Source organism: Oceaniradius stylonematis (genome assembly GCF_965223445.1).
In the GTDB taxonomy this organism is placed as follows: domain Bacteria; phylum Pseudomonadota; class Alphaproteobacteria; order Rhizobiales; family Rhizobiaceae; genus Roseitalea; species Roseitalea stylonematis.
In genome coordinates, this window is sequence record NZ_OZ244994.1 from 3,359,453 (window position 1) to 3,380,938 (window position 21,486).

Below are 21,486 nucleotides of genomic sequence, written 5' to 3' on the forward strand. Positions count from 1 at the left end.
AGCGCAGGCCCGCGATCAGAAGAAGCTCTTGCCGCGCGCCCACCATCCGGCCCGCTTGGGCTTTTCGTCGTCCGACTTGTCCGTTTCGGATACGACGACCGGTTCCACATCGAGATTGAGATTGGCGGCTGTCGCCCGCTTGCGCGCAGGCGTTTCTTCCGCTTCGCTCCCCGATGCCGCATCGCCGTCGGCGTCGTCATTGGCCGGCGCCGGCACATCCTCGGCAGTGACCGAGCTGCCCTCCGGGGCGCTGTCGATGGCTTCGACGACATCGGCGGCCTGTGTTGGCTCGCCAGCCTGCTCGGCGACCGGTACGCTTTCCTGTGATGTTTCCGGCGCATCGGATTCCGTGTCGGTGTCCTGACGCGCTTCGGCACTTGCCTGTTCTTCGGTCTTGCTATGCGCTTCGGCAGCGATCAGGTCGGCCAGCGGCCCGACCGGTTCGGCATCCGGAATGCGCGGGCCGCGGTCGCGCCGGTTGCGACCGCCGCGGCGGCCCCTGGACCGCCGCTTGCGCCGCCGCCCGCCCGATTGCTCGTCGTCATCCTCGCCGTCATCGGCGGCGTCCGCACGGCTTTCGGCACCGTCGTCCTCACCGTCCTTGTCGCGTCCGCGACGGCCGCGCCGTCGCTTGCGGCGCGGACGGTCCTCGTCTTCTTCGTCCGTGGTCTCGACCTCGACATCGACCGCTGCGACCGCGTCCTCATCGTCGTCTTCGTCAAGACCGATGCCGATGGCCGGGCTTTCGATCTTCGGCAGATCGGAAATCGCGCCCTTTTCGATGGCGAACATCTCCGCGCCGATGTCATCGTCCATCTCGATGGTGATCTTGACGCCGAACCGGCCTTCCATCTCGGCCAGCGTGTCGCGCTTGTTGTTGAGAACGTAGAGCGCCGTCGCCGCCTGGGTGCGCACCGTCACATGGTGCTTGGAGTTTTTCAAAAGATGCTCTTCCAGCGACCGGATCACATGCAGCGCCACCGATTGCGGCGAGCGCACATAGCCGGTGCCGTTGCAGGCCGGGCACACCGACATCGTGCTTTCCAGAACCGAGGCGCGCATCCGCTGGCGGCTCATCTCCAGAAGGCCGAAATGCGAGATGCGGCCGACCTGGATGCGGGCCCGGTCGTGCTTGAGGCAATCCTTGAGTTTCTTTTCCACCGCCCGGTTGTTGCGGTTCTCGTCCATGTCGATGAAGTCGATGACGATCAGGCCGGCAAGGTCGCGCAGGCGCAGCTGCCGCGCCACTTCCTCGGCCGCTTCCAGGTTCGTGGCGAGCGCGGTCTCCTCGATCGAGTGCTCGCGGGTCGACTTGCCGGAGTTGACGTCGATGGCGACCAGCGCCTCGGTCTGGTTGATGATGATGTAGCCGCCCGACTTGAGCGTCACCTGCGGCTGGATCAGCTTGTCGAGCTGCGCTTCGATGCCCGTGCGCGCCAGGATCGGCGCGGTTTCGCGCCACGGCTTGACCGCCTTTGCCTGGCTCGGCATCAGCATCTTCATGAAGTCCTTGGCTTCACGATAGCCGTCTTCGCCGGCGACGATGATCTCGTCGATGTCCTTGTTGTAGAGATCGCGGATCGACCGCTTGATCAGGCTGCCTTCCTCGTAGACCAGCGAGGGTGCGCTCGACGACAGCGTCAAGTCGCGCACATTGTCCCAGAGCCGCATCAGATAGTCGTAGTCGCGCTCGATCTCGGCCTGGGTGCGGTTGGCACCCGCCGTGCGCAGGATGACGCCCATGCCCTTGGGCACATCGAGCTTGCGGACAAGGTCCTTCAGCCGCTTGCGGTCGGACACGGTGGTGATCTTGCGCGAAATGCCGCCGCCGCGCGCCGTGTTGGGCATCAGCACGGAATAGCGGCCGGCCAGCGACAGATAGGTGGTCAGCGCCGCGCCCTTGTTGCCGCGCTCTTCCTTGACGACCTGCACCAGAATCACCTGGCGCCGCTTGATCACTTCCTGGATCTTGTACTGGCGTCGCGAGGGACGTCGGCGCGGGCGGCTCTCCTCGAGCGCATCGTCTTCGCCGACATCCTCGAAATCGCTGTCCTCGTCATCGCCGTCATCGGAGGCCGCGGCATCTTCCGAGACGGTATCGCCATTGTCTGCACGTGCGGCCCGCGCATCGCCGCCATCCTCATCCTCATCCTCGTCGTCGAGTGCGGCGAGGATGTCGTCCATCGCAACCGGCTCGGCGTCCGGCACCTGTGTCTCGCGGCGTTTGGACTTCCCGTTTCGACGCCCCCGGCCGCGGCGCCGGCGGCCCTTGCGGCCGCGTCCATTGTCGCCATCGTCCTCATCGTCGTCGAAATCGGTTTCGGCCTGCGCGGCTTCTTCGTCGAGCAGGGCCTGCCGGTCGGCGAGCGGAATTTGGTAGTAGTCGGGATGGATTTCCGAAAAGGCGAGAAAGCCGTGGCGGTTGCCGCCATAATCGACGAACGCGGCCTGCAGCGAGGGTTCGACGCGCGTCACCTTCGCCAGATAGATGTTGCCGCGTATTTGTTTCTTGTGCTGGGATTCGAAGTCGAATTCTTCGAGGCGGTTACCTTTGACGACGACTGCGCGTGTTTCCTCCGGGTGGGAGGAATCGATGATCATTCTGTTTGACATAAGTTTTGTATCCGCCGGGCGGAGCGGCAAGCCGGCACGCCCTTTCGGGGTCGGCCGAGATTGGCAGTGCACGCGGTGCAGGGACGGAACGGCATTCGCCGACCGTGCGCCCTTTGCCCGGATTTCTGTTAGTGGCCGTCCGCTGGCGCTCCGCCTCACGCCGCGCCGGGGCGATGTGCCCCGTAACGGGCGGGCGGTGCGAAAATGTCGAATGTCTCAACGACATGGCGGTCAGCAATTTACCAAACGGGGTCCGCCTTCGGGCGAACCGTGACATGCGCTTCAAGCATGAAGCGGGAAACAGCGAAGCGGTTTCCGAACAAACCTCGGCGGCGGCAATTGCGACGCGTCGGCAATTCTCTGTTGCGGAAGCGGCACATTCATCGTGCGCCGAACCGCTTTGTACAAGTTAGGTTTTTGCCATTGGAACCGCAAGCAGTTTTATTCTGGCACGGCCATCCGGCAGCTCCCACGCAGGAGTTCGGCAATGTCAAAAACGACACTCGGGCATGTCGCACACAGCACATGCCCTTGCATATCAGATCGATTAGCCACATATGCCGGCGGTCCGCGATGTGCATCCGAGACGGCTGAACAACTGCCCTTGGGACATCATCGACAGCGCGCTGCCATCCATCACCCACGACGATTTGAGCGCGCGCTCAACCTGATTCGAAAATTGCAATGCCACGCTCCGCAACGCCAACGCTCGACGATACCAGAAACAGCTACCGCGAACGGGTTGCGCTGTGCACGACGACCTACGACCTGTTGCGCCTGGTCCGTGAAGTCGCCGCCGAACACGATTTCAAGTTCTTCGCGATTGCCCCGCTGCCGTCGGCGAAGGACGAAAAGCTTGCGCCGCTTGCCGTCTTGACCAACTGGCCCGAGGAGCTTCTGCGGCGTTACGACGAGTTGGAATTGCTCAAGGACAGCCCGATTTTCGGTGCGTTGCGGGCAAGCACCAAGCCCGTCGTCTGGTCCAACCGAGCCGGTGCCCGCCATTCGATCAAGGGCCATCCCCGCGAAATCCAGGACATGTTCTGTTCGTTCGGCATGTATGAGGGCGTGCATTTCAGCGTCCAGGAACCTGGTGGCAAGCGGGGTGCCGTCGGCTTTTCCGGCGACCGACCGCCACCGGGCGAGGCCGAAATGGCCGAGCTGAACTTCGCCGCGAATTTGATCTACGAGCGCCTGCTGGAGTTGGACAAGGGTTCCAAACCGCAGAAGACGCAAAAGCTCAGCCAACGCGAAGGCGAGTGCCTGATGTGGACGGCGTCGGGCAAGACGAGCGCGGAGATCGCCATCATCCTGAAGCTGTCCGAGCACACGGTGAACCATTATCTGACGGCCGCATGCCAGAAACTGGGCGCCACCAATCGTGCCCATGCCGTCTACAAGGCCATGCGCGCGGGTTATCTGGACTGACGGGCCAGGGGGAGGAGACAAATGGACCAACCGCTGCAATTTGCCGTTCATGACGGTCCGCGACCGGCACAGCCCATGGAGCACGTGACCGTCGACGGATCGACGATCCTGGAAGTGCTGGCCCAGTTCGAGCCGTTCGGTCTGTGGCGCATGGATCTGGATACCGGACTGGTCTACTGGACCCGCGACATCTACGAGATCCACGAGATCCCCTACCGGGACGGCCCCGTCAACGTGAAGATGGCGATCGACGCCTATCACCCGGATGACCGCGGTCTGGTGGTCGATTGCCTCGAAGACGTCGTGGCGCGCAAATCCGGATTTCATTTCGTTCTGCGCATCGTGACGGCCGATGGGCGCTACAAGAAGGTCAAGTCGCTCGGCAAGTTCCACGTCAACGAAGACGGGCGCGAAGAATTGATCGGTACGTTCCAGGAAGACCCCGGTGGGGTGCGCGGCGTGGTGATCAAGCAGTAGCGCGACGTGTCTGCCCGATCACGAAAGGGCAGGGGGCGGCCCCGGCGTATGACCGGGCGAGAAGCTGTTGCAATGGAACGCGCGCTCCATCGTCGCCCGGCTGGCCTTGTGCGGACGCACGGCAGGGGCGCCCGAACCCAGATGCTGGAGTTCGATCGCCGCGTGATCGTCGCGGATGATCAGCCGGACGCGGGCTTCAAAGCGTGCAGCGGCAATGCTCACCCCGAGCGATACGCTCGGGCGTTCCCCCCAGTCCAGCGACAGGCCGCTGTCGCGGTCGTAGTGAATGAAGCCGGGCGCGAAATGCAGTTCCGCCGCCGCGGCCACGATCTCGGCCATGTTTGCCTCGCGGCCATTGATCACATGGTCGGCAAAAGTCGCCAGGTCGGTCAGCCGCAACTCGTCCAGAAGCGGCCGCAGGTGCCTGGCCAATACCTGTTCCAGCGCCATGTGATGCGGGTCGGTCAGCATCGCCGTCACGCCTTCTTCTTGTTCAGGTAGACGATGATCTCGGCCACCGCCTCGAAGAATTCCGGCGGGATCGTCTGATCGATGCCGACCGCCTTGTACATGGCCCGCGTCAGCGGCGGGTTTTCGTGCACCATCACCTCGTTCTCGGCGGCGATTTCCTTGATGCGCTGGGCGATCAGGTCCTGGCCCTTGGCCACCACGACCGGCGCGGGGTCGGTCGGCGGGTTGTAGCGCAGCGCGATCGCGTAGTGGGTCGGGTTCGTCAGCACCAGCGTCGCGTTCGGGACCGCGCCCATCATCCGCTTGCGTGCCCGCTCGCGCGCGACCGACTGCATGCGCGCCTTCATCAGCGGGTCACCCTCGGCCTGCTTGTGCTCGTCGCGGATCTCCTTGTGCGACATGCGCAGATCCTTGAGCCATTCGCGGTTGGTCCACAAAAGGTCGGCCACCGCGATCACGGCCATGGCCAGAACCATGGTGAACAAAAGCCCGAACAGGATGCGTGCCACCTGCGCCAGAAAGATCTCGGAACTGGTGATCGGCCCTTCTGCGAGCACCGGCATGATTCCGCCGGCAAAGGCCACCACGCAGCCGCCGGTAAAGGCAATCTTGGCCAGCACCTTGAAGAATTCGGCCCAGCCCTTGGCGCCGAACATGCGCTCGAAGCCCTTCTTCAGCGAAATGCGCGACAGTTCGGGCTTGATGCGCTTGAAGACGATGCGCGGCGGGTTCTGCGCGAACGATCCGGCGAGACCCGCAAAGGCGAGCCCGAGCAGCACCGGCGCCAGAATGACCATGGTGACCTCGAAGTAGCGGGTCATGACGGTCATCGTGTCGGCGGTGGTCGCCAGGGAATACTGGCCGGCCCGGTCGAGCAGGATCTCGAGCTGGGTCTTCAGGTTCGCCGTCAGCGCGTTTGACGCAAAGCCGATGATCGCGGTGATCGCGGTCAGCGTGAACAGGACCGGCAGTTCCTTGGAGAAGGCAGTCTGCCCCTTTTCGATGGCATCCTGCTTCTTCTTCTCGGTCGGTTCCTCGGTTTTGCTGTCCTTGTCGTCCTCATCGGCCATGGCCGGTCACCATGCCGTCAGTCGCGCTTGGGCAGCGCGATGCGGCCCTCGGAGGCAAGCTTCATGGCGAGTTGGGCGATCGACTTGCGCGCATCCTCGATCGCCGCCGGCGTGTCCTGCCCGCCGCCCGACAGTTCGGATTCGATCATCTTGCGCGCCCGCTGGCTGATCGAGGACAGAACGGCCTCCTTGAGGTCACCATCGGCACCGCGCAATGCGCGCACCAGTAGGTCGCTCGGCAGCCCGTCGACCACCAGCGTACGGGCGCCGGCTTCCAGCAGCACCAGGTCGTCGAACCGGAACAGCCGCGATTCCAGCGCCGCCAGCTTCTTGGGATCGATCGATTCCCGCACCTTCTTCATCAGTGTCTCGCTGGCATCCTTCTGCATCGCGTTCATGATCTCGGCGACCCGCATGGGTGCTGCGTCGCTGCCGCCTGCATTCCCCTTGGCATCCAGCTTGAAGTCCTTGACCAGCGCGTGACCGACATGGGCCAGCCGTTCGCCCGGTATGTCACGCGCGGTCATCATCGCCGTCACGATGGGCGTCTGCCGTTCGTCGGGCATCGATTCGAGAACGCCGGCCGCCTTGGCCGGAGGAAGTTGCGCCATCAGCGCGGCGACGAGCTGCGGCGGTTCGCTGGCCAGCCGGCCGACGAGCACCTCATCGTCGACCGTGGCGATCAACTCCCAGGGCGACTTTTTCGGCTCCGCCGGCTTGGCGGGCTCGCCGGGCGCCTCCGGTTCGTCCTCGGGCAGCGAATCGTCCATGATCGCGTTGATCGCGTCGCGGCTGTCGATGATGCCCGATCCCTCGACGAATGCCGCCTCGAACTCGCTGACCAGCGCATCGACGTCGGTCTGCGGCAGGTTCTTGAGCGTGTGGCCCGCATCGATCATGCGGCGCAGTTCATCGCCCTTGAAGTATTTCAGCAATTGCTTGGCACGCGGCTTGCCCATCGCGATCAGCACGGCGGCCGCCTTCTGCGAGGTGGACAATGTGTAACGCTGCTGCATGATCTGCTAAGCCCCGGTCAAGTCAGGCAAACACGTTGGTGACCTTGAAGGCGAACCGGTCCGGCTCTTCCTCGGACACCTGCATCTGTCCGGTGGCGACCTTGACCCCGTTGACGAAGATGTCGATGGGATCGCCGACCCGGCTGTCGAGCGGGATGGTCGTACCCTTCTGAAGGGCGTTCAGTTCGGCAACGGACAGTTCGGCGCGACCGATGACGGCCTGCACCTCGAGCGGGATCTCACGCAGCGTGCGCGAAAGGCCCGCGGTCGTTGCCTCATTGTCCTTGTCGACCACGTCCTGCAGGTCGTTGATCGCCTTTTCGAGCGCGTCGTCCGGGTCCAGCTTCGTTTCGTCTTCGGCCTCGACGAACGCGATATGTTCTTCTTCGGCGGCATCGGCCATGTCATTGACCCCCTTTGATCGTGTGTTGGTGGGCATGCGCGCGCAGGGCGGCGGCGATCGGCGCGATCGGCCCCTGGATGCGCACGGCGTTGGCGTGGCCGACCCGGCCGATCTGCGTCGTGAACAGATCGCGGCCCTTGGCACGCAGGACGGCATCTCCGCCGGCGGCGGGCGCGCTTTCTATCACATCGCCCGGCTTGAGCCGCGCAACCTCGGCCAGCGTCATTTCCGCCAGCGGCAGGATCACCTCCACGGCGAGATCGAAATCGGGCACCTTGAACTCGTGGCGCTGGTTCGCGTGCGCCGCGCGCGCTTCGTCGGCGGCAAGCGTGGCCGAAAGGTCGATCAGAAGCCGGTGCGGCACGTCCAGCCAGCACCATGCACGGTTGACGCCGAACGTGATCGAAAAGGACAGCGTCGCAACCGCGTCGCCTGTCTCGTCGATCAATGCGGGATCGTCGCCGCGATAGATGTCGACCCGTCCGAACCCGAGCAGCGGCCGGTCGGTCTGCCGCGTCTGCCCGGCGGCGACCGCCAGTGAATGCAGAACGCCGATCTCAAGCTGCGAAATCTCTCCTGCCGATGGCGGCATGTCCGCTTCCGGGTCGCAGCCCAGAAGCGCGCCGTTGACGAGGCCGGCCGCCTGCCGGTCCAGATGCAGGGCCAGCCGGCACCGTTCCTCGGGATAGTAGAATGTGAAGCCGGCGGTTTCGGCGTTTCCGGCGGGGGGCTTGCCGGGCCGCGACGGGTCGCTCATCGTCTCGAACGCCATCACCAGATCGGGCGACAGCGTCTGCATGCGCGCCGTCATGTGCGCCTGGAACGCCGTTCCCAGGCGCTTGATGACGTTCTTCAGCCCGTCTTCGCTGACGCGCTTGCGCAAGATGCGGTCGGCAACGTCGCGGTCCTCCGGCGCCAGATCATATCTGTGCGCGAGCGTACTCACGCCGCCTGGGCCTCATTGGCGCGTCCGGCCTCTTCCTCGACCTCCTCGAGCGAAGGCCGGTAGTAGGCCGAGATCGTCTTGCGCCCGAACTCCAGCGCCACCTGCGGCATCGAGCCGTTCATGTATGCGATCAGCGTCTGCTTGGCGACATAGTAGAGCCGGATGCCCTTTTCGCGCACGCCCTTGACCTTGGTCGCAATCGGCCCGACCACCGCATAGGCAAGGAAGATACCCAGAAAGCTGCCGACGAGCGCCGCCGCGATCAATCCGCCGAGGATCTCCGGGCTCTGGTCGATGGCGCCCATCGCCTTGATCACGCCCAGGATCGCCGCGACGATGCCGATCGCAGGCAGTCCGTCCGACGAATTCTGCAGGGCCTGGTAAGGCTTGAGCTTGTCGCCCTTGATGGTCGCGATTTCCTCTTCCATCAATGCTTCAACCTCGTGTGGGCGCGCATTTCCGACAATGATCAGCCGCACATAGTCGCAGATGAAATTGGTCAGATCCTCCCGATCGAGAACCGCCGGGTACTCGGCAAATATGTCTGATTCCTCCGGATTGTCGATATGCCCCTCGACCTCGTTGCGCGGCTTGGTCTTCAATTCGCGCATCAGCCGGTGGAGCAGCCCGAGCAGTTCCAGATAATCGTCGCTTCCGGGCACCTTGTTGGTCAGCGCTTCCATGATCGCCTTGCCGGTGTCCTTGATCGACGACATCGTGTTGGCGACGATGAAGATGCCGACGGCCGCGCCGACGATGATGACCACCTCGAAGGGCTGCCAGAGCACTTTGACGTAGCCGCCCATGGCCATGTAGCCGCCCAGCACGCAGCCGAAGGTTACAACCAGACCGATGATGATGCCCACGGGGAACTCCTCTTGAGGTTAACCAAAAGCTAAGCCGCAAACCTTGCATGAACCTGTGCTGGCGGCGCGCCTCCAGATGGCACGCGCGCGGGCGCGAGCGGAAAGGTTCGCGCAAGAAGTCTGCGTTAGCCTGCGCCAGTCATGGGCAAGGTGCGGGCATGAATACGACGCTGGTTTCGCTCAATCTGATCACGCGCGACATGGGTGCCAGCATCGAGCGGCTGGAATCGCGCGCCGATATCCAGCGCGAGGTCGACTACTACAACGAGACGATCGGGACGATCAAAACGCCCGAACAGCTCGTCGGCGACACGCGGCTGTTCAACTTTGCCATGAAAGCGCACGGGCTTGAGGATATGGCCTACGCCAAGGCCTTCATGCTCAAGGTTCTCAAGGAGGGGCGCGACGCGGACGACGCTTTTGCCAACACGCTGGCCGATCCCCGCTATCGCGATTTCGCCGACACGTTCGACTTTGCCCGGCACGGCGAGACGGCGACGATCTTCACCAAGGCGCAGCAGGGTGTGATCGACAAATATCTCGTCCAGACGCTCGAGACCGAAGCGGGCGAAACCGACCAGGGCGTCCGGCTCGCGCTCTACTTCCAGCGCAAGGCGCCGCAGATCAGTTCCTATTTCGACATTCTGGCCGACCCGGCCCTGAGTCAGGTGGTGCGCACCGCCCTCAGCATTCCCCAGGAAACGGCGGCCATCGACATCGACAAGCAAGCCGCCATGATGGCGGACCGGCTGCCGCTGTCCGATCTCAAGGATCCCGAAAAGCTCGACGAGCTGGTCGAGCGTTTCGCCAATCTCTGGCAGGTCCAGAATGGCGGAACCCAGGGCGGCATTCCGCCCGGTTCGCCGGCACAGCTGCTGATGCCGGCCAGTCCGATGGGCATCTCGGCCGACCTGATGCTGCAGATCGCGCAACTGAGGCGATAGGAGCAGTGCGATGAATGATGGCTTGACGGTTGGCCTGTCCGCCCAGTTGGCGCTGGAAAAGCGCCTGACGACGATCGCATCCAACATCGCCAACACGCGCACGGTCGGCTTCCGCGCCGCCGAGGTGAAGTTCGAGGATCTGATAGCGCGCCAGCGGGTCATCGAGGGCGTCAACACGGTGGCCTATGCCTCCGACGGGGCCGAATTCGCCAACACCGGGTCGGGCGCTCTCGAAAAGACCGGTTCGCCGCTTGATTTCGCCATCAATGGCGATGCCTGGTTCGCGCTGGAAACCCCCGCAGGAATCGCCGTCACCCGCGACGGACGTTTCACGGTCCGTGGCGACGGTGCCGTCGTCTCGCTGGCCGGCCACGCCGTGCTCGATCCCGGCGGCGCGCCGCTCGAGGTCAATCCGGACGGAGGCCGTCTCGATGTCGGCGCCGACGGCTTCATCCGCCAGGACGGCAATCAGGTCGGCGCCCTGGGCGTGTTCGCCTATCAGCCCGGCGCGGACTTCGTCCGCCATGGCGATTCCGGCATTCTGGTCGAGGGCGATCCCCAGCCCGTCGTCGATGCGCCCGATGTGACCATCGTCCAGGGCTATGTCGAGCAGTCCAATGTCGATCCGGTCGAGGAACTGACGCAGCTGATCATGGTGCAGCGCAGCTTCGAGAACGCCAATGCGATGATCCGCGACACCGAAGACTCCATGAAAAAGCTGATCGATGCATTCCACCGCTGATCGCGCTGCCGTCGATCTCGACACGCTGGTCGCCGGGCTCAAGGCCTTGCCGGACCAAGACGCGCTGGTGGCGCATGGCGGCATCGTCACCGCCGTCAGGCCCGACGCCGTGGTGGTCGAAGGCCTGCCGCGCACGGCCTGCATCGGCGACATCGTCCGCTTCGGTCCGGCCGCCCGCCGCGCGCTGGGCGAAATCCTGCACATCGAGGCGGGCGAATTCGTCGTTGCGCCCGTTACCCCGCTCGACCGGCTCTCGGTCGGCGATGTCGCGCTGCATGCCGGCGATGTGGCGCCGGTGCCCGATGCGGGCTGGCTCGGCCGCGTCGTCAACGCGCTCGGCGAGCCGGTCGACCGGCGCGGGCCGTTGCCGTCCGGACGGGCCGCGGCGCCCTTCGTGCCGTTCGGCGCGCTCGGCCGCGCGCGCGTCACCGAACCCTTCAGCACCGGCATCCGGGTCATCGACCTGTTCACGCCGCTTTGCATCGGTCAGCGGTTCGGCATCTTTGCCGGCAGCGGCGTCGGCAAGTCCACGCTTTTGTCGATGCTGGCGCGCGGCGGCGAATTCGACGCCGTGGTCGTCGCGCTGGTCGGCGAACGGTCGCGCGAGGTGCGCGAATTCGTCGAGGACACGCTGGGTGAGGAGACGATGGCGAAATCGCTGATCGTCGTCGCGACCGGCGATGAAAGCGCGATCATGCGACGCCGCGCCGCGCCGCTGGCGATGCGGTTCGCCGAGGCGCTGCGCGACCAGGGCAAGCGCGTCCTGTTCCTGCTCGATTCCGTCACCCGCTTCGCTCACGCGCTGCGCGAGACGGGGATTTCCGCAGGCCAGCCGCCGGTGCAGCGCGGCTACCCGGCGACCGTCTTTTCCGAACTGCCGATGCTGCTCGAACGGGCCGGGCCGGGCGGCGACAATGGCGGCTCGATCACCGCTATCGTCACGGTTCTGATCGATGGCGACGACCACAATGATCCCATCGCCGACACGGTGCGCGGCATTCTGGACGGGCATCTGGTTTTGGAACGGGCGATCGCCGACGGCGGCCGCTACCCGCCGGTCAACGCGCTCGCATCGATCTCGCGGCTGGCGGCCCGCGTCTGGAAACCGCAGGAGGCCGAGCTGGTTGCCGGTCTCCGGGCGATGATGGCGCGCTTTGAGGAAACCCGCGATCTGCGGCTTCTGGGCGGCTGGAAGCCGGGCAACGATCCGCAGCTAGATCAAGCTGTTACGACCGTGCCCCAACTCTACAAGGCGTTGAACCAGACGCCGTCCGATCCGCTGTCGACCGATCCGTTTGCCGAACTTGCCGAGGTGATGCGCAATGAAGCCAACCGATCGTAAGCCCCGCCGGCGAGGTCCTTTGCGCCGCACATGGCGAACGCTGCGCAATGCCAGGGCCGGCGACTTCGCCTTCTGGGCTGGCGCGCTGTCGCTGGCGGCCCTGTCGGCCTATCTGCCTTGGGACGTCTACATCAACCACGCGCGCTACGGCCCGCCCGAATTCCAGTTCTCGCGCAGCGGCGAAGTGCCCGCCGACGTCGTCGCGCTGCAAGAGGGCAGGGCGCCATTGTTCGACATGGTCGCCGAGACCTATGTCGGCGACCCGCCGCCGCGCCCGCTTGACGACCCCGATGGCGTCGATCCGTTCACGACGGCGGCGATTCCGCTCGACACGGGCGAAGAGGAAGCCGAGCCCCGGGAGCTGCCGCCCGGCGTCGATCCGATCACCACCGCCAGCGTGCCTTCGAGCGGGGGTGCGGCCGCCCACAGCTACACGCTTCTCGATGCCGGGCGCGGCCTCGCGCTGATCGCCGACCAGGACGGCATCTATATTGTCCGGCCCGGCACGCTTTTGCCCGACGGCCGGCGCGTCTCCGCCATTGTCGGGCGCGGCCCGCACGCGCAGATCGTTCCCGACGACGAAACCGAGGTCCGGCTGGACTGACCAGCAGATCGCAAGCCACGCGCAAGTCAGCACCGATATCCTCACCAATGGTGAAAGGATGTCATGATGACACCAGTGCAACTGTTCGATCTCGCTTCGCGTCAGGCCGACTGGCTGTCGGTGCGGCAGGCTGCCGTGGCCAGCAACATCGCCAACGCCAACGTCTCTTCCTATCAGGCCAAGGACGTCACGCCCTTCGAGGATCAGATCAAGTTCGCCCAGGTCCGCCTTGAGGCGACCCATGGAACCCATGTCGGCGTTCGCAGGGGTGCGGACGATCCCGGCGCCCCGCCCGGCGCGGAAATGCGGACCGTCGGCGGTCCCGTGGTGCTTGAGACCAAGCTGGCCAAATCCGGCCAGGTCCGTGCCGGCATGGAGCTCAACACGGCCATCGTCTCGGCCTTTCACCGCATGACGCTGATGGTCTCGAAGGGGTAGCCGCATGGATCCGTTGACGACAGCGCTGAAGGTGGCGGGCTCCGGCCTTCATGCGGAATCGTCGCGCCTGCGCGTCGTGTCCGAAAACATCGCCAACGCCAATTCGACCGGCGACACGCCCGGCGCCGATCCCTATGCCCGCAAGACGATCGCCTTCCAGAGCACGGTCGACCGGGCCACGCAGGCCGCCCTTGTCGGCATCAAGGACATCGACACGGACAAGGCTGCGTTCGTCCAGAAATTCGACCCGTCCCACCCGGCCGCGGACCCGGACGGCTATGTGAAGCTGCCGAATGTCAATCCGATCGTCGAAATGGCCGACATGCGCGAGGCCAATCGCAGCTACCAGGCCAATCTTCAGGTGCTCAAACAGGCACGTGAACTGATTTCCATGACCATCGACCTGATGAGGGCGCGCTGATGATCGAGCAGCTTCAAGCGGTCGCCGGTGCCGGTTCCGTCCGCACCGAACTGGCCCGGCAGGCTTCCGGCGCCGAAACCATCGAAATCGCCGGTGCCGGATCGTTCGGCGACATTCTGCGCGATCAGATCGCCGCGACCGTCAATTCGGTCAAGACCGCTGACAGCGCCGCGATGGCCGGCATCAACGGCAAGATGGACACGCGCGCGGTTACCGACGCGGTCATGGAGGCCGAGCGCAGCCTGCAGGCCGCCGTCGCCATCCGCGACAAGATCGTCACCGCCTATCTCGACATGACCCGCATGGCCATCTGAGGAGTATCGCGTATGAAAGCCCTTGCCATCGCCGCCACCGGCATGAACGCGCAGCAGACCAATCTCGAGGTCATTGCCAACAACATCGCCAATGTGAACACGACCGGCTTCAAGCGGGCGCGGGCGGAGTTTTCCGATCTTCTCTACCAGGTCGAGCGGGTGGCCGGCGTGCCGAACCGGGCCAACGAGAACATCGTGCCCGAAGGCAGCCATATCGGTCTTGGCGTGCGCACCGCCGCGATCCGCGAAATCCACCTGCAGGGTGCTTTGAATTCGACCAACAACAAGCTCGACCTGGCGCTGACAGGCGAGGGCTTCTTCCAGATCGAGGGCGCCGGCGGCGTCACCCACTACACGCGCGCCGGCGCGTTCAACACCAACGCCGAGGGCCAGATGGTTACCGTGGACGGCTACACGGTACAGCCGGAGATCGTCGTTCCGGAAAACGCCGTCGAGATCGTCGTCAACGAGAGCGGCCAGGTCTATGCGCGCATCGCCGATCAGCTCCAGTTGCAGGAGCTCGGTCAGATCACGCTTGCCACCTTCTCCAACAATGCCGGCCTCAAGCCGCTGGGCGGCAATCTCTACGCCGAGACCGAGGCCTCCGGCGCCGCCGTCGTCGGCGTGCCGGGCGATCCCGGCTTCGCGACTGTGCGTCAGGGTTATCTGGAGCAATCCAATGTCGATGCGGTGCGCGAGATCACTGAACTGATCGCCGCCCAGCGCGGATACGAGATGAACTCCAAGGTCATTCAGGCCGCCGACCAGATGATGTCGACCGTCTCCAACGGCTTGAGGTGATGAAACGTGCGACCGGCTGGCTTGATCGCAGCACTGGCATTTTTTCTGCAGGCGGTGGCGCTTCCCGGTGCCGCCGCTGATGCATCGTTCGACTATGCGGTTGTCGAGCGCATCGTCTATCCCGGTCAGACCATCGGCATGGACAATGTCGCCGTGCGCCAGCACACGCGCGCCATCCCCGACGACTACCCGGTCGTGCGCACACGGGCGCAACTGGCCGGCATGGTCGCCACGCGAACCCTCTTGCCCGGCCGCGCCATCGCACCCGACATGCTGCGCGCCCCGTTCGCGATCAAGCAGGGCGAACTGATTTCCGTCAGCCTTCAGGAAGGCCCCCTTTCCATCGTCATGAAGGCGATCGCGCTGCAGGACGGCACGATCGGCGAGACGATCCGCGTGCGCAATGCGCATAATGGCCGCTCGGTCTGCGCCATCGTGCGCTCGCCATCACTTGCCGAGGTGTGCTGATGATCCGCACGCTGGTCTGCGCCCTGTGTCTCGTCGTCGTGGCGGCGGTCGATGCGGCGGCGACATCACGTATCAAGGACATCGCCATCCTCCAGGGATCGCGCGACAACCAGCTGATCGGCTATGGACTTGTGGTCGGCCTTCAGGGGACCGGCGACAGCCTGCGCAACGCGCCCTTCACCGAACAGTCGATGCGCTCCATGCTTGATACGCTCGGCGTCGCCACGGCCGAGGGCAGGGCGCGGCTCAAGAACATTGCCGCCGTGATGGTCACCGCCAACCTGCCGGCGTTCGCCACCTCAGGCGCACGGATCGATGTCACCGTCTCATCGCTGGGCGACGCCACTTCGCTGGGCGGCGGACAGTTGGTGATGACGCCGCTGCTGGGGGCCGACGGGCAGATCTATGCGGTTGCACAAGGCTCGGTCTCGATCGCCGGATTTTCCGCCGAAGGGCAGGCCGAAACGGTGAGCCAGGGCACGCCGACGGCCGGCCGCATTGCCGGCGGTGCGATCGTCGAGCGCGAGGTTCCGGTCAATTTCAGCCAAGAAGGCGCGTTCCTTCTGCAACTGCGCAATCCCGACTTTTCGACTGCCGTCGCCGTCACGGACGCGATCAACGCCCATGCGCGGCAGGCCTTTGGCGCGCCGGTGGCCAAGGAACTCGATTCGCGCACCGTACGGCTCAGCAAGCCCGACGGCATGTCGCCGGCGCGTTTTATCGCCGCGATCGAGAATTTGAGCGTGCAGACCGATCAGCCTGCCCGCGTGGTGCTCGACGAAAAATCCGGCACCGTCGTCATCGGCGCCGATGTGCGTGTCTCGCGCGTCGCCGTCAGCCATGGCGCGCTGACCGTGCGGATCACCGAGGCGCCCACAATCATCCAGCCCGCACCCTTTTCCGATGGGGTGACGGCGGTCGAGCCGTCGACCTTCATCGATGTCGACGAAGAGGGCACGCAGATCGGCACGATCGACGGCGTCGACCTTCAGAGCCTTGTCGAGGGGCTGAACCGTCTGGGCGTGCAGCCGCGCGATGTCATCTCGATCCTGCAGGCGATCAAGAGCGCGGGCGCGCTGAACGCGGAACTGGTTGTGCAATGAGGACGCCATGAGAAAGAGTCGCCCGGCCAAAGCTGTGCGCACACTGGTCATCGTCTGGGCCGTTGCGGCGCCGGCGGCCATGCCCGTTGCCGTCAACGCCCAGGACAGGGCGCCGGCAGACGTCCAGAACTTCTGTGCCAACATTGTCGATGATGCGCGCGAGCGGCGCTACGCCATCCAGCGCGAGGAATTGGAAACGCTGCGCGCCGATATCGAGGCCAAGATCGTCATCCTGGAAGAACGCCGCGCCGCTTACGAGCTATGGGCGCAAAAGCGCGAGGAGTTCGCCGAAGCGGCCAATGAGGGCCTCGTCGCGGTCTATGCCAACATGCGGCCGGACGCTGCGGCCGTGCGCATGGAGGAACTGCCGGCCGAACTGTCGGCCGCGCTGCTGACCAAGCTCAAGCCCCGCGCCTCGGCGGCCATTCTCAACGAGATGTCCACGCAGGACGCCGCGCTGATCACCCAGATCATGGCCGCCGTCGGTGATGTCGGCCTTCCGGATGGGGACGGCTGATGACGATGGCCCGAACCCGTCTGCGCCTGTTCGTCGCCATGGCCGCGGTGTTTTTGGTCGCCGGCTGCAGCGCCACCAAGGACCTTGGCAGCCCGCCGGCGCTGTCGCCGGTCGGCTCGGGTATCGACAACCAGTTGCCGCCATCGATGATCGAATCCAAATATCCCGGCCGGCCGCTCAACAAATACTCCACCTGGGACGACCGAACCGCGAGCCTTTTCACCGCGCGCAAGGCGCTGACGCGCGGCGACACGCTGACCGTCCTCATCGACATTGCCGACCGCGCTCAGCTTCAAAGCGATTCCGAGCGGTCGCGCAGCTCGTCCCGGTCGTGGAACCTGGGCGCTTCCGGTAACTGGAACGGCACGAGCGGTGCCGCATCCGGCGATGCCAACTTCGGCGGCGACACCGATTTCTCCGGCGAAGGCGCCACGTCGCGATCCGAGCGGATCGATCTGCGCGTTGCCGCAACCGTCGTGGACGTCCTGCAGAACGGCCATCTCGTCATCCGCGGCACGCAGGAAGTGCGCGTCAATGCGGAGGTCCGCATTCTGACCGTTGCGGGCATCGTGCGGCCGTCCGACATCGATCCGTCCAACACGATCGCCTATGACCGCGTTTCCGAGGCGCGCATATCCTACGGCGGCACGGGACATATTTCCGAGGTCCAGCAGCCGGCTTACGGCCAGCAGTTCATCGACCGCATTTCACCGTTCTAGGGCACCAGCAACGTGGCCGACGCTATCGCCGACGACGAACCGGAAGAGGAGGAGAAGGGCTCATCGCCGCTCATGGCGGTGGTGTTCATTCTTGTCGCCGCGCTTCTGGCCGGCGGTGTCGGGTTCGGCGTCGGCCAGACGCTTTTCGCGCCGATGATCGCCGGTGCCGACGCGCCCGTCGCCCAGGAGACCGGGCCGCAAGCTCCCAATGCCGCCGACGGCGGCCATGGCTCCGATGACGGATATGGCGCCGATGAGGATGGCCACGGCGCGGACAGCGAAACCTCGCTGCGCGGCCTCGACTTTGCCTCGCTCGAAGTGCTCGAACTCGAACCGATAACCACCAACATCGGCGTTCCATCCGACGTTTGGGTGCGCATGGAGCTGTCGTTGGCCATCGAGCCGGTCGACGAGGAGGAAGCCATCGATCCGGTGATGATCGAAGCCATTCATGCCGATTTCCTCGCCTACATGCGCACCACGCGGCTGCAATCTCTGGCCCTTCCCAGCGGGTTCCAGCACATGGTGACCGACCTTGAAAGCCGCGCCGCCCTGCGCAGCGGCGGCATCGTCAAGCGCGTGTTCGTCAAGGCGTTGTTGCTCGAATGATCCGGATCGCGCCCTTTGTGCTGGTCATGCTCGTTGTCCTCGTCCCGGTGCCGGCCGCTGCGCAGGGGCTGGGCGGATTCGGCCTGCCCGACGAGATCGGCGGGCTGACCAGCGCCAACATCATCCAGCTCTTCGGCCTGATCACCGTGCTGGCGATTGCGCCCGGTCTGTTGATCATGGTGACGAGTTTCACGCGCTTCATCATCGTGTTTTCGATCCTGCGCACCGGATTGGGACTGCAATCGACACCCGCCAACATCATTCTGATTTCGCTGGCGCTGTTCATGACCTTCTACGTCATGGCGCCGACCTTCGACCGCGCCTGGCAGAACGGCCTTCAGCCGCTTCTCAACAATGACATCCAGGAAGAGCAGGCGCTGTCGGAGATCGTCGCGCCGTTTCGCGACTTCATGCTGGAGAACACGCGCGACGAGGATCTCGACCTTTTCACCGGGCTCGCGCGCGAACGCGGTCAGGACGTGGTGGTCAACGGCACGATCGACATGCGCGTTCTTATCCCGGCCTTCATGATCTCGGAAATCCGACGCGGATTCGAGATCGGCTTTCTCGTCGTGCTGCCGTTTTTGGTGATCGATCTGATCGTTGCGACCATCATCATGGCGATGGGCATGATGATGCTCCCGCCCTCGGTCATTTCGTTGCCGTTCAAGATCCTGTTTTTCGTCATGATCGACGGTTGGAACCTTCTGGTCGGCAGTCTGGTGCGCTCCTTCGTCTGACCGGCCGCATCATTGTCCGGCGCGAACCCGCGCCCTGCAAAAATCTGCGGGGCGCGTGTTTCAGCGCTTGTTAAGGTCTGGCGGCATATAACCCCGTCAACAGCAGGCGCCGCCATGCGCGGCCGGCATGATGCCCCCCTGCCGTACCGGCTTGCCCGGAATGTCCCTTGTTTGTTTTGAGTAGAAAGGGACACTCATATGTCCAGCTTGATGACCAACGTATCTGCAATGACGGCGCTGAAGTCGCTGCAGCAGACCAATTCCGCCCTCGAAACCACCCAGTCGCGCATCGCCACCGGCTTCCGCGTCGCCGAGGCTTCCGACAACGCCGCCTACTGGTCGATCGCAACCACCATGCGTTCGGACAACAAGGCTCTTGGAACCGTTCAGGACGCTCTGGGTCTTGGCGCGGCCAAGGTTGACGTCGCCTACACCGGTGTCAACAGCGCCATCGAAGTCGTCGACGAGATCAAGTCCAAGCTCGTTGCGGCCCGCGAGCCGGGCGTTGACCGCGCCAAGGTTCAGGCAGAAATCTCTGAACTGCAGAACCAGCTGACTTCCATCGCTTCGTCGGCCGGCTTCAACGGCGAAAACTGGCTGAACGTCGACTCCAGCGTCGCCGGCTACTCGGCCACCGAAAGCATCGTCGCATCGTTCGACCGCGATGCCGCCGGCGCCGTTTCGGTTGGCACGATCTCTGTCGACAAGTCGACAACGGCTCTGTTCGACGGCAACGCTGCCGCGACCGGTATCCTCGATACCGAATTCACCACGACGGGCGCCGGTGCGGTGACGGTCACGGTCGCCAACCTCGACCTGACCGCTGCCAACGTCGACGAAACCGATATCGACGACATGATCTCGGGCGTCGAAACGGCGCTGCAATCCATGACCACGGCCGCTTCGGACCTTGGTTCTGCCAAGAAGCGCATCGATCTTCAGAGCAACTTCGTCGGCAACCTGATGGATGCCGTCGATCGCGGCATCGGCCAGCTCGTCGATGCGGACATGAGCGCCGAATCGAGCCGCCTGTCGGCCCTGCAGGTCCAGCAGCAGCTCGGCATTCAGGCCATGTCGATCGCAAACGGCAACTCGCAGGCCATCCTGTCGCTGTTCCGCTAACACCAAGCGAGCTCCGCTTGTGGGAGGGCCGCCTTCGGGCGGCCCTTTTATGCTGCGTGCGTGAGCCTCGGCACGTTCATGCCGAGCGGGCGTTCAGCCCATAAGTATCTGAAAAAAAATGACTCTCTGCTGCCGCTGGCCATCTGGCTTGCGGCCGCTTGCGCATGCGCCGTCGCCCTGATTTTCCGCGGGTCGCCCCGTTTAGCTTTTGTTAGCCATTCCTGTTTACCTTAATGAAGTGACAACAGACGTGCGTCGGCATTTCCGAGCCGGCGCGGCATGAGGCTACGTCGTCGTACCGGTCGAAAGCCGGGATGTCGCAATGGTGCGGAGTGTGAGAAGGGGCCTTGTATGTCCAGCTTGATGACCAACGTTTCTGCGATGACGGCGCTGCGCGCCCTGCAGAACACCAACGATTCGATTGAGACGACGCAGGCCCGGATTTCCACGGGTTTTCGCGTCTCCGAGGCGTCCGACAACGCAGCATACTGGTCGATCGCGACGACGATGCGTTCGGACAATTCCGCGCTTTCGACCGTTCAGGACGCGCTCGGCCTCGGCTCGGCCAAGGTCGATATCACCTACACCGCTGTCGATTCGGCCATCAAGGTCGTCGACGAGATCAAGTCCAAGCTGGTGGCGGCCCGCGAGCCCGGCGTCGACCGCTCGAAGATACAGACCGAGATCGACGAACTGCAGAACCAGCTCACCTCGATCGCCACCTCGGCCGCCTTCAACGGCGAGAACTGGCTGAACATCGATTCGAGCGCCGCCGGCTATTCGGCCACTGAAAGCATCGTTTCCTCGTTCAACCGCGACGCCACCGGCGCGGTTTCCGTCGGCACGCTGACCGTCGACAAGTCGACCATTGCGCTGTTCGATGCCAACGCCGCTGCGGACGGCATTCTGGACGATGACTCGGTCACCACCGGTGGCGCCGCCAACGTCGCCGCTTCGGTGTCCAACCTCGACCTGAACACCGCAAACCTGAACGATGCCGACATTGACGGCATGATCACCATCGCCGAGACCGCGCTTCAGGCGATGACGACCGCCGCCTCCGATCTGGGCTCGGCGCAAAAACGCATCAAGCTGCAAAGCGACTTCGTCGGCACCCTGATGGATTCCATCGAGCGCGGCGTCGGTCAGCTGGTGGATGCCGACATGAGCGCCGAATCGACGCGCCTTCAGGCCCTGCAGGTGCAGCAGCAGCTGGGCATCCAGGCGCTGTCGATCGCCAACGGCAACGCCCAGTCGATCCTGTCGCTGTTCCGCGGATAACCGCGCAGCCATCCCACAATCGTCCTGATCG

General features: G+C 64.4%; 25 protein-coding genes. 18 read left to right on the forward strand and 7 right to left on the reverse strand.

From position 1 onward, the window contains the following. Nucleotides 1-15: 15 nt before the first annotated feature. A complete protein-coding gene (locus ACOQOU_RS16590; RefSeq protein WP_306024748.1) occupies nt 16-2,613 on the reverse strand; it encodes an Rne/Rng family ribonuclease in 2,598 nt (865 codons plus the stop codon). Nucleotides 2,614-3,297: 684 nt separating this feature from the next. Here ACOQOU_RS16590 and ACOQOU_RS16595 point away from each other — a divergent pair. Next, nucleotides 3,298-4,041, forward strand: coding sequence for a helix-turn-helix transcriptional regulator (locus tag ACOQOU_RS16595; protein ID WP_109766029.1), 744 nt, complete (start codon nt 3,298-3,300; stop codon nt 4,039-4,041). 21 nt (nt 4,042-4,062) lie between these two features. Further along, entirely contained in the window at nt 4,063-4,518 is a 456-nt protein-coding gene (locus tag ACOQOU_RS16600; protein WP_306024749.1) for a PAS domain-containing protein, read from the forward strand. Nucleotides 4,519-4,536: 18 nt separating this feature from the next. Here ACOQOU_RS16600 and ACOQOU_RS16605 read toward each other — a convergent pair whose 3' ends face one another. Genes ACOQOU_RS16605 through motA form a run of 6 tightly spaced genes read right to left on the reverse strand, consistent with a single transcriptional unit; the run spans nt 4,537 to nt 9,290 of the window. Continuing rightward, nucleotides 4,537-4,998 carry a hypothetical protein gene (locus ACOQOU_RS16605; RefSeq protein ID WP_306024750.1) on the reverse strand — a complete coding sequence of 154 codons (462 nt, stop codon included), beginning with the start codon at nt 4,996-4,998 and terminating at the stop codon, nt 4,537-4,539. Further along, nucleotides 4,995-6,059 (reverse strand): EscU/YscU/HrcU family type III secretion system export apparatus switch protein, encoded by a 1,065-nt coding sequence (locus ACOQOU_RS16610; RefSeq protein ID WP_109766032.1) that lies wholly within the window; start codon nt 6,057-6,059, stop codon nt 4,995-4,997. Before ACOQOU_RS16610 ends, ACOQOU_RS16605 begins: the two co-directional genes overlap by 4 nt. 17 nt (nt 6,060-6,076) lie before the next feature. After that, on the reverse strand, nt 6,077-7,075 hold the full coding sequence (locus ACOQOU_RS16615) for a FliG C-terminal domain-containing protein (protein WP_306024751.1): 999 nt from the start codon (nt 7,073-7,075) through the stop codon (nt 6,077-6,079). A gap of 22 nt (nt 7,076-7,097) precedes the next feature. Continuing rightward, nucleotides 7,098-7,478, reverse strand: a complete 381-nt coding sequence (locus ACOQOU_RS16620) for a FliM/FliN family flagellar motor C-terminal domain-containing protein (RefSeq protein WP_158585256.1) — start codon at nt 7,476-7,478, stop codon at nt 7,098-7,100. A 1-nt stretch (nt 7,479) separates the two neighbouring features. Further along, on the reverse strand, nt 7,480-8,424 hold the full coding sequence (locus ACOQOU_RS16625) for a FliM/FliN family flagellar motor C-terminal domain-containing protein (protein WP_109766035.1): 945 nt from the start codon (nt 8,422-8,424) through the stop codon (nt 7,480-7,482). Further along, a complete protein-coding gene (motA, locus tag ACOQOU_RS16630; RefSeq protein ID WP_306024752.1) occupies nt 8,421-9,290 on the reverse strand; it encodes a flagellar motor stator protein MotA in 870 nt (289 codons plus the stop codon). The genes ACOQOU_RS16625 and motA overlap by 4 nt, the downstream gene beginning before the upstream one ends. A 158-nt stretch (nt 9,291-9,448) precedes the next feature. On the opposite strand from motA, the gene ACOQOU_RS16635 reads away from it, so the two are divergent. The 16 genes from ACOQOU_RS16635 (at nt 9,449) to ACOQOU_RS16710 (ending at nt 21,455) form a co-directional block, all read left to right on the forward strand. Continuing rightward, a complete protein-coding gene (locus tag ACOQOU_RS16635) occupies nt 9,449-10,234 on the forward strand; it encodes a DUF1217 domain-containing protein (protein ID WP_109766183.1) in 786 nt (261 codons plus the stop codon). A gap of 10 nt (nt 10,235-10,244) precedes the next feature. Beyond that, on the forward strand, nt 10,245-10,976 hold the full coding sequence (gene flgF, locus ACOQOU_RS16640) for a flagellar basal-body rod protein FlgF (RefSeq protein ID WP_306024753.1): 732 nt from the start codon (nt 10,245-10,247) through the stop codon (nt 10,974-10,976). After that, nucleotides 10,960-12,318: a FliI/YscN family ATPase gene (locus ACOQOU_RS16645; protein ID WP_306024754.1), complete on the forward strand. Its 1,359-nt coding sequence runs from the start codon at nt 10,960-10,962 to the stop codon at nt 12,316-12,318. Before flgF ends, ACOQOU_RS16645 begins: the two co-directional genes overlap by 17 nt. A 19-nt stretch (nt 12,319-12,337) precedes the next feature. Then, complete coding sequence (locus ACOQOU_RS16650; protein WP_306024755.1) at nt 12,338-12,922, forward strand: hypothetical protein; 585 nt, start codon at nt 12,338-12,340, stop codon at nt 12,920-12,922. Between the two features lie 63 nt (nt 12,923-12,985). Further along, complete coding sequence (locus ACOQOU_RS16655; RefSeq protein WP_420578744.1) at nt 12,986-13,360, forward strand: flagellar basal body protein; 375 nt, start codon at nt 12,986-12,988, stop codon at nt 13,358-13,360. A 4-nt stretch (nt 13,361-13,364) separates the two neighbouring features. Beyond that, a complete protein-coding gene (gene flgC / locus ACOQOU_RS16660) occupies nt 13,365-13,781 on the forward strand; it encodes a flagellar basal body rod protein FlgC (RefSeq protein WP_109766040.1) in 417 nt (138 codons plus the stop codon). Further along, the gene (locus ACOQOU_RS16665) at nt 13,781-14,095 is read left to right on the forward strand and encodes a flagellar hook-basal body complex protein FliE (protein ID WP_109766041.1); all 315 of its coding nucleotides are present in this window, start codon (nt 13,781-13,783) and stop codon (nt 14,093-14,095) included. The genes flgC and ACOQOU_RS16665 overlap by 1 nt, the downstream gene beginning before the upstream one ends. A gap of 12 nt (nt 14,096-14,107) precedes the next feature. Further along, nucleotides 14,108-14,896, forward strand: a complete 789-nt coding sequence (gene flgG / locus ACOQOU_RS16670) for a flagellar basal-body rod protein FlgG (RefSeq protein ID WP_306024756.1) — start codon at nt 14,108-14,110, stop codon at nt 14,894-14,896. Between the two features lie 21 nt (nt 14,897-14,917). Beyond that, entirely contained in the window at nt 14,918-15,364 is a 447-nt protein-coding gene (gene flgA, locus ACOQOU_RS16675) for a flagellar basal body P-ring formation chaperone FlgA (RefSeq protein WP_158585257.1), read from the forward strand. After that, nucleotides 15,364-16,467: a flagellar basal body P-ring protein FlgI gene (locus ACOQOU_RS16680; protein ID WP_306024757.1), complete on the forward strand. Its 1,104-nt coding sequence runs from the start codon at nt 15,364-15,366 to the stop codon at nt 16,465-16,467. Before flgA ends, ACOQOU_RS16680 begins: the two co-directional genes overlap by 1 nt. A 7-nt stretch (nt 16,468-16,474) precedes the next feature. Then, nucleotides 16,475-16,984 carry a MotE family protein gene (locus ACOQOU_RS16685; protein WP_306024758.1) on the forward strand — a complete coding sequence of 170 codons (510 nt, stop codon included), beginning with the start codon at nt 16,475-16,477 and terminating at the stop codon, nt 16,982-16,984. Further along, nucleotides 16,984-17,703 (forward strand): flagellar basal body L-ring protein FlgH, encoded by a 720-nt coding sequence (locus tag ACOQOU_RS16690; RefSeq protein ID WP_306024759.1) that lies wholly within the window; start codon nt 16,984-16,986, stop codon nt 17,701-17,703. The genes ACOQOU_RS16685 and ACOQOU_RS16690 overlap by 1 nt, the downstream gene beginning before the upstream one ends. A gap of 12 nt (nt 17,704-17,715) precedes the next feature. Further along, nucleotides 17,716-18,312, forward strand: a complete 597-nt coding sequence (locus tag ACOQOU_RS16695; protein ID WP_306024760.1) for a flagellar basal body-associated FliL family protein — start codon at nt 17,716-17,718, stop codon at nt 18,310-18,312. Further along, nucleotides 18,309-19,052, forward strand: a complete 744-nt coding sequence (fliP, locus tag ACOQOU_RS16700) for a flagellar type III secretion system pore protein FliP (protein WP_109766046.1) — start codon at nt 18,309-18,311, stop codon at nt 19,050-19,052. The genes ACOQOU_RS16695 and fliP overlap by 4 nt, the downstream gene beginning before the upstream one ends. Nucleotides 19,053-19,250: 198 nt before the next feature. Then, complete coding sequence (locus tag ACOQOU_RS16705) at nt 19,251-20,174, forward strand: flagellin (protein WP_109766047.1); 924 nt, start codon at nt 19,251-19,253, stop codon at nt 20,172-20,174. 351 nt (nt 20,175-20,525) lie between these two features. Further along, on the forward strand, nt 20,526-21,455 hold the full coding sequence (locus tag ACOQOU_RS16710; protein WP_306024761.1) for a flagellin: 930 nt from the start codon (nt 20,526-20,528) through the stop codon (nt 21,453-21,455). Nucleotides 21,456-21,486: the final 31 nt, after the last annotated feature.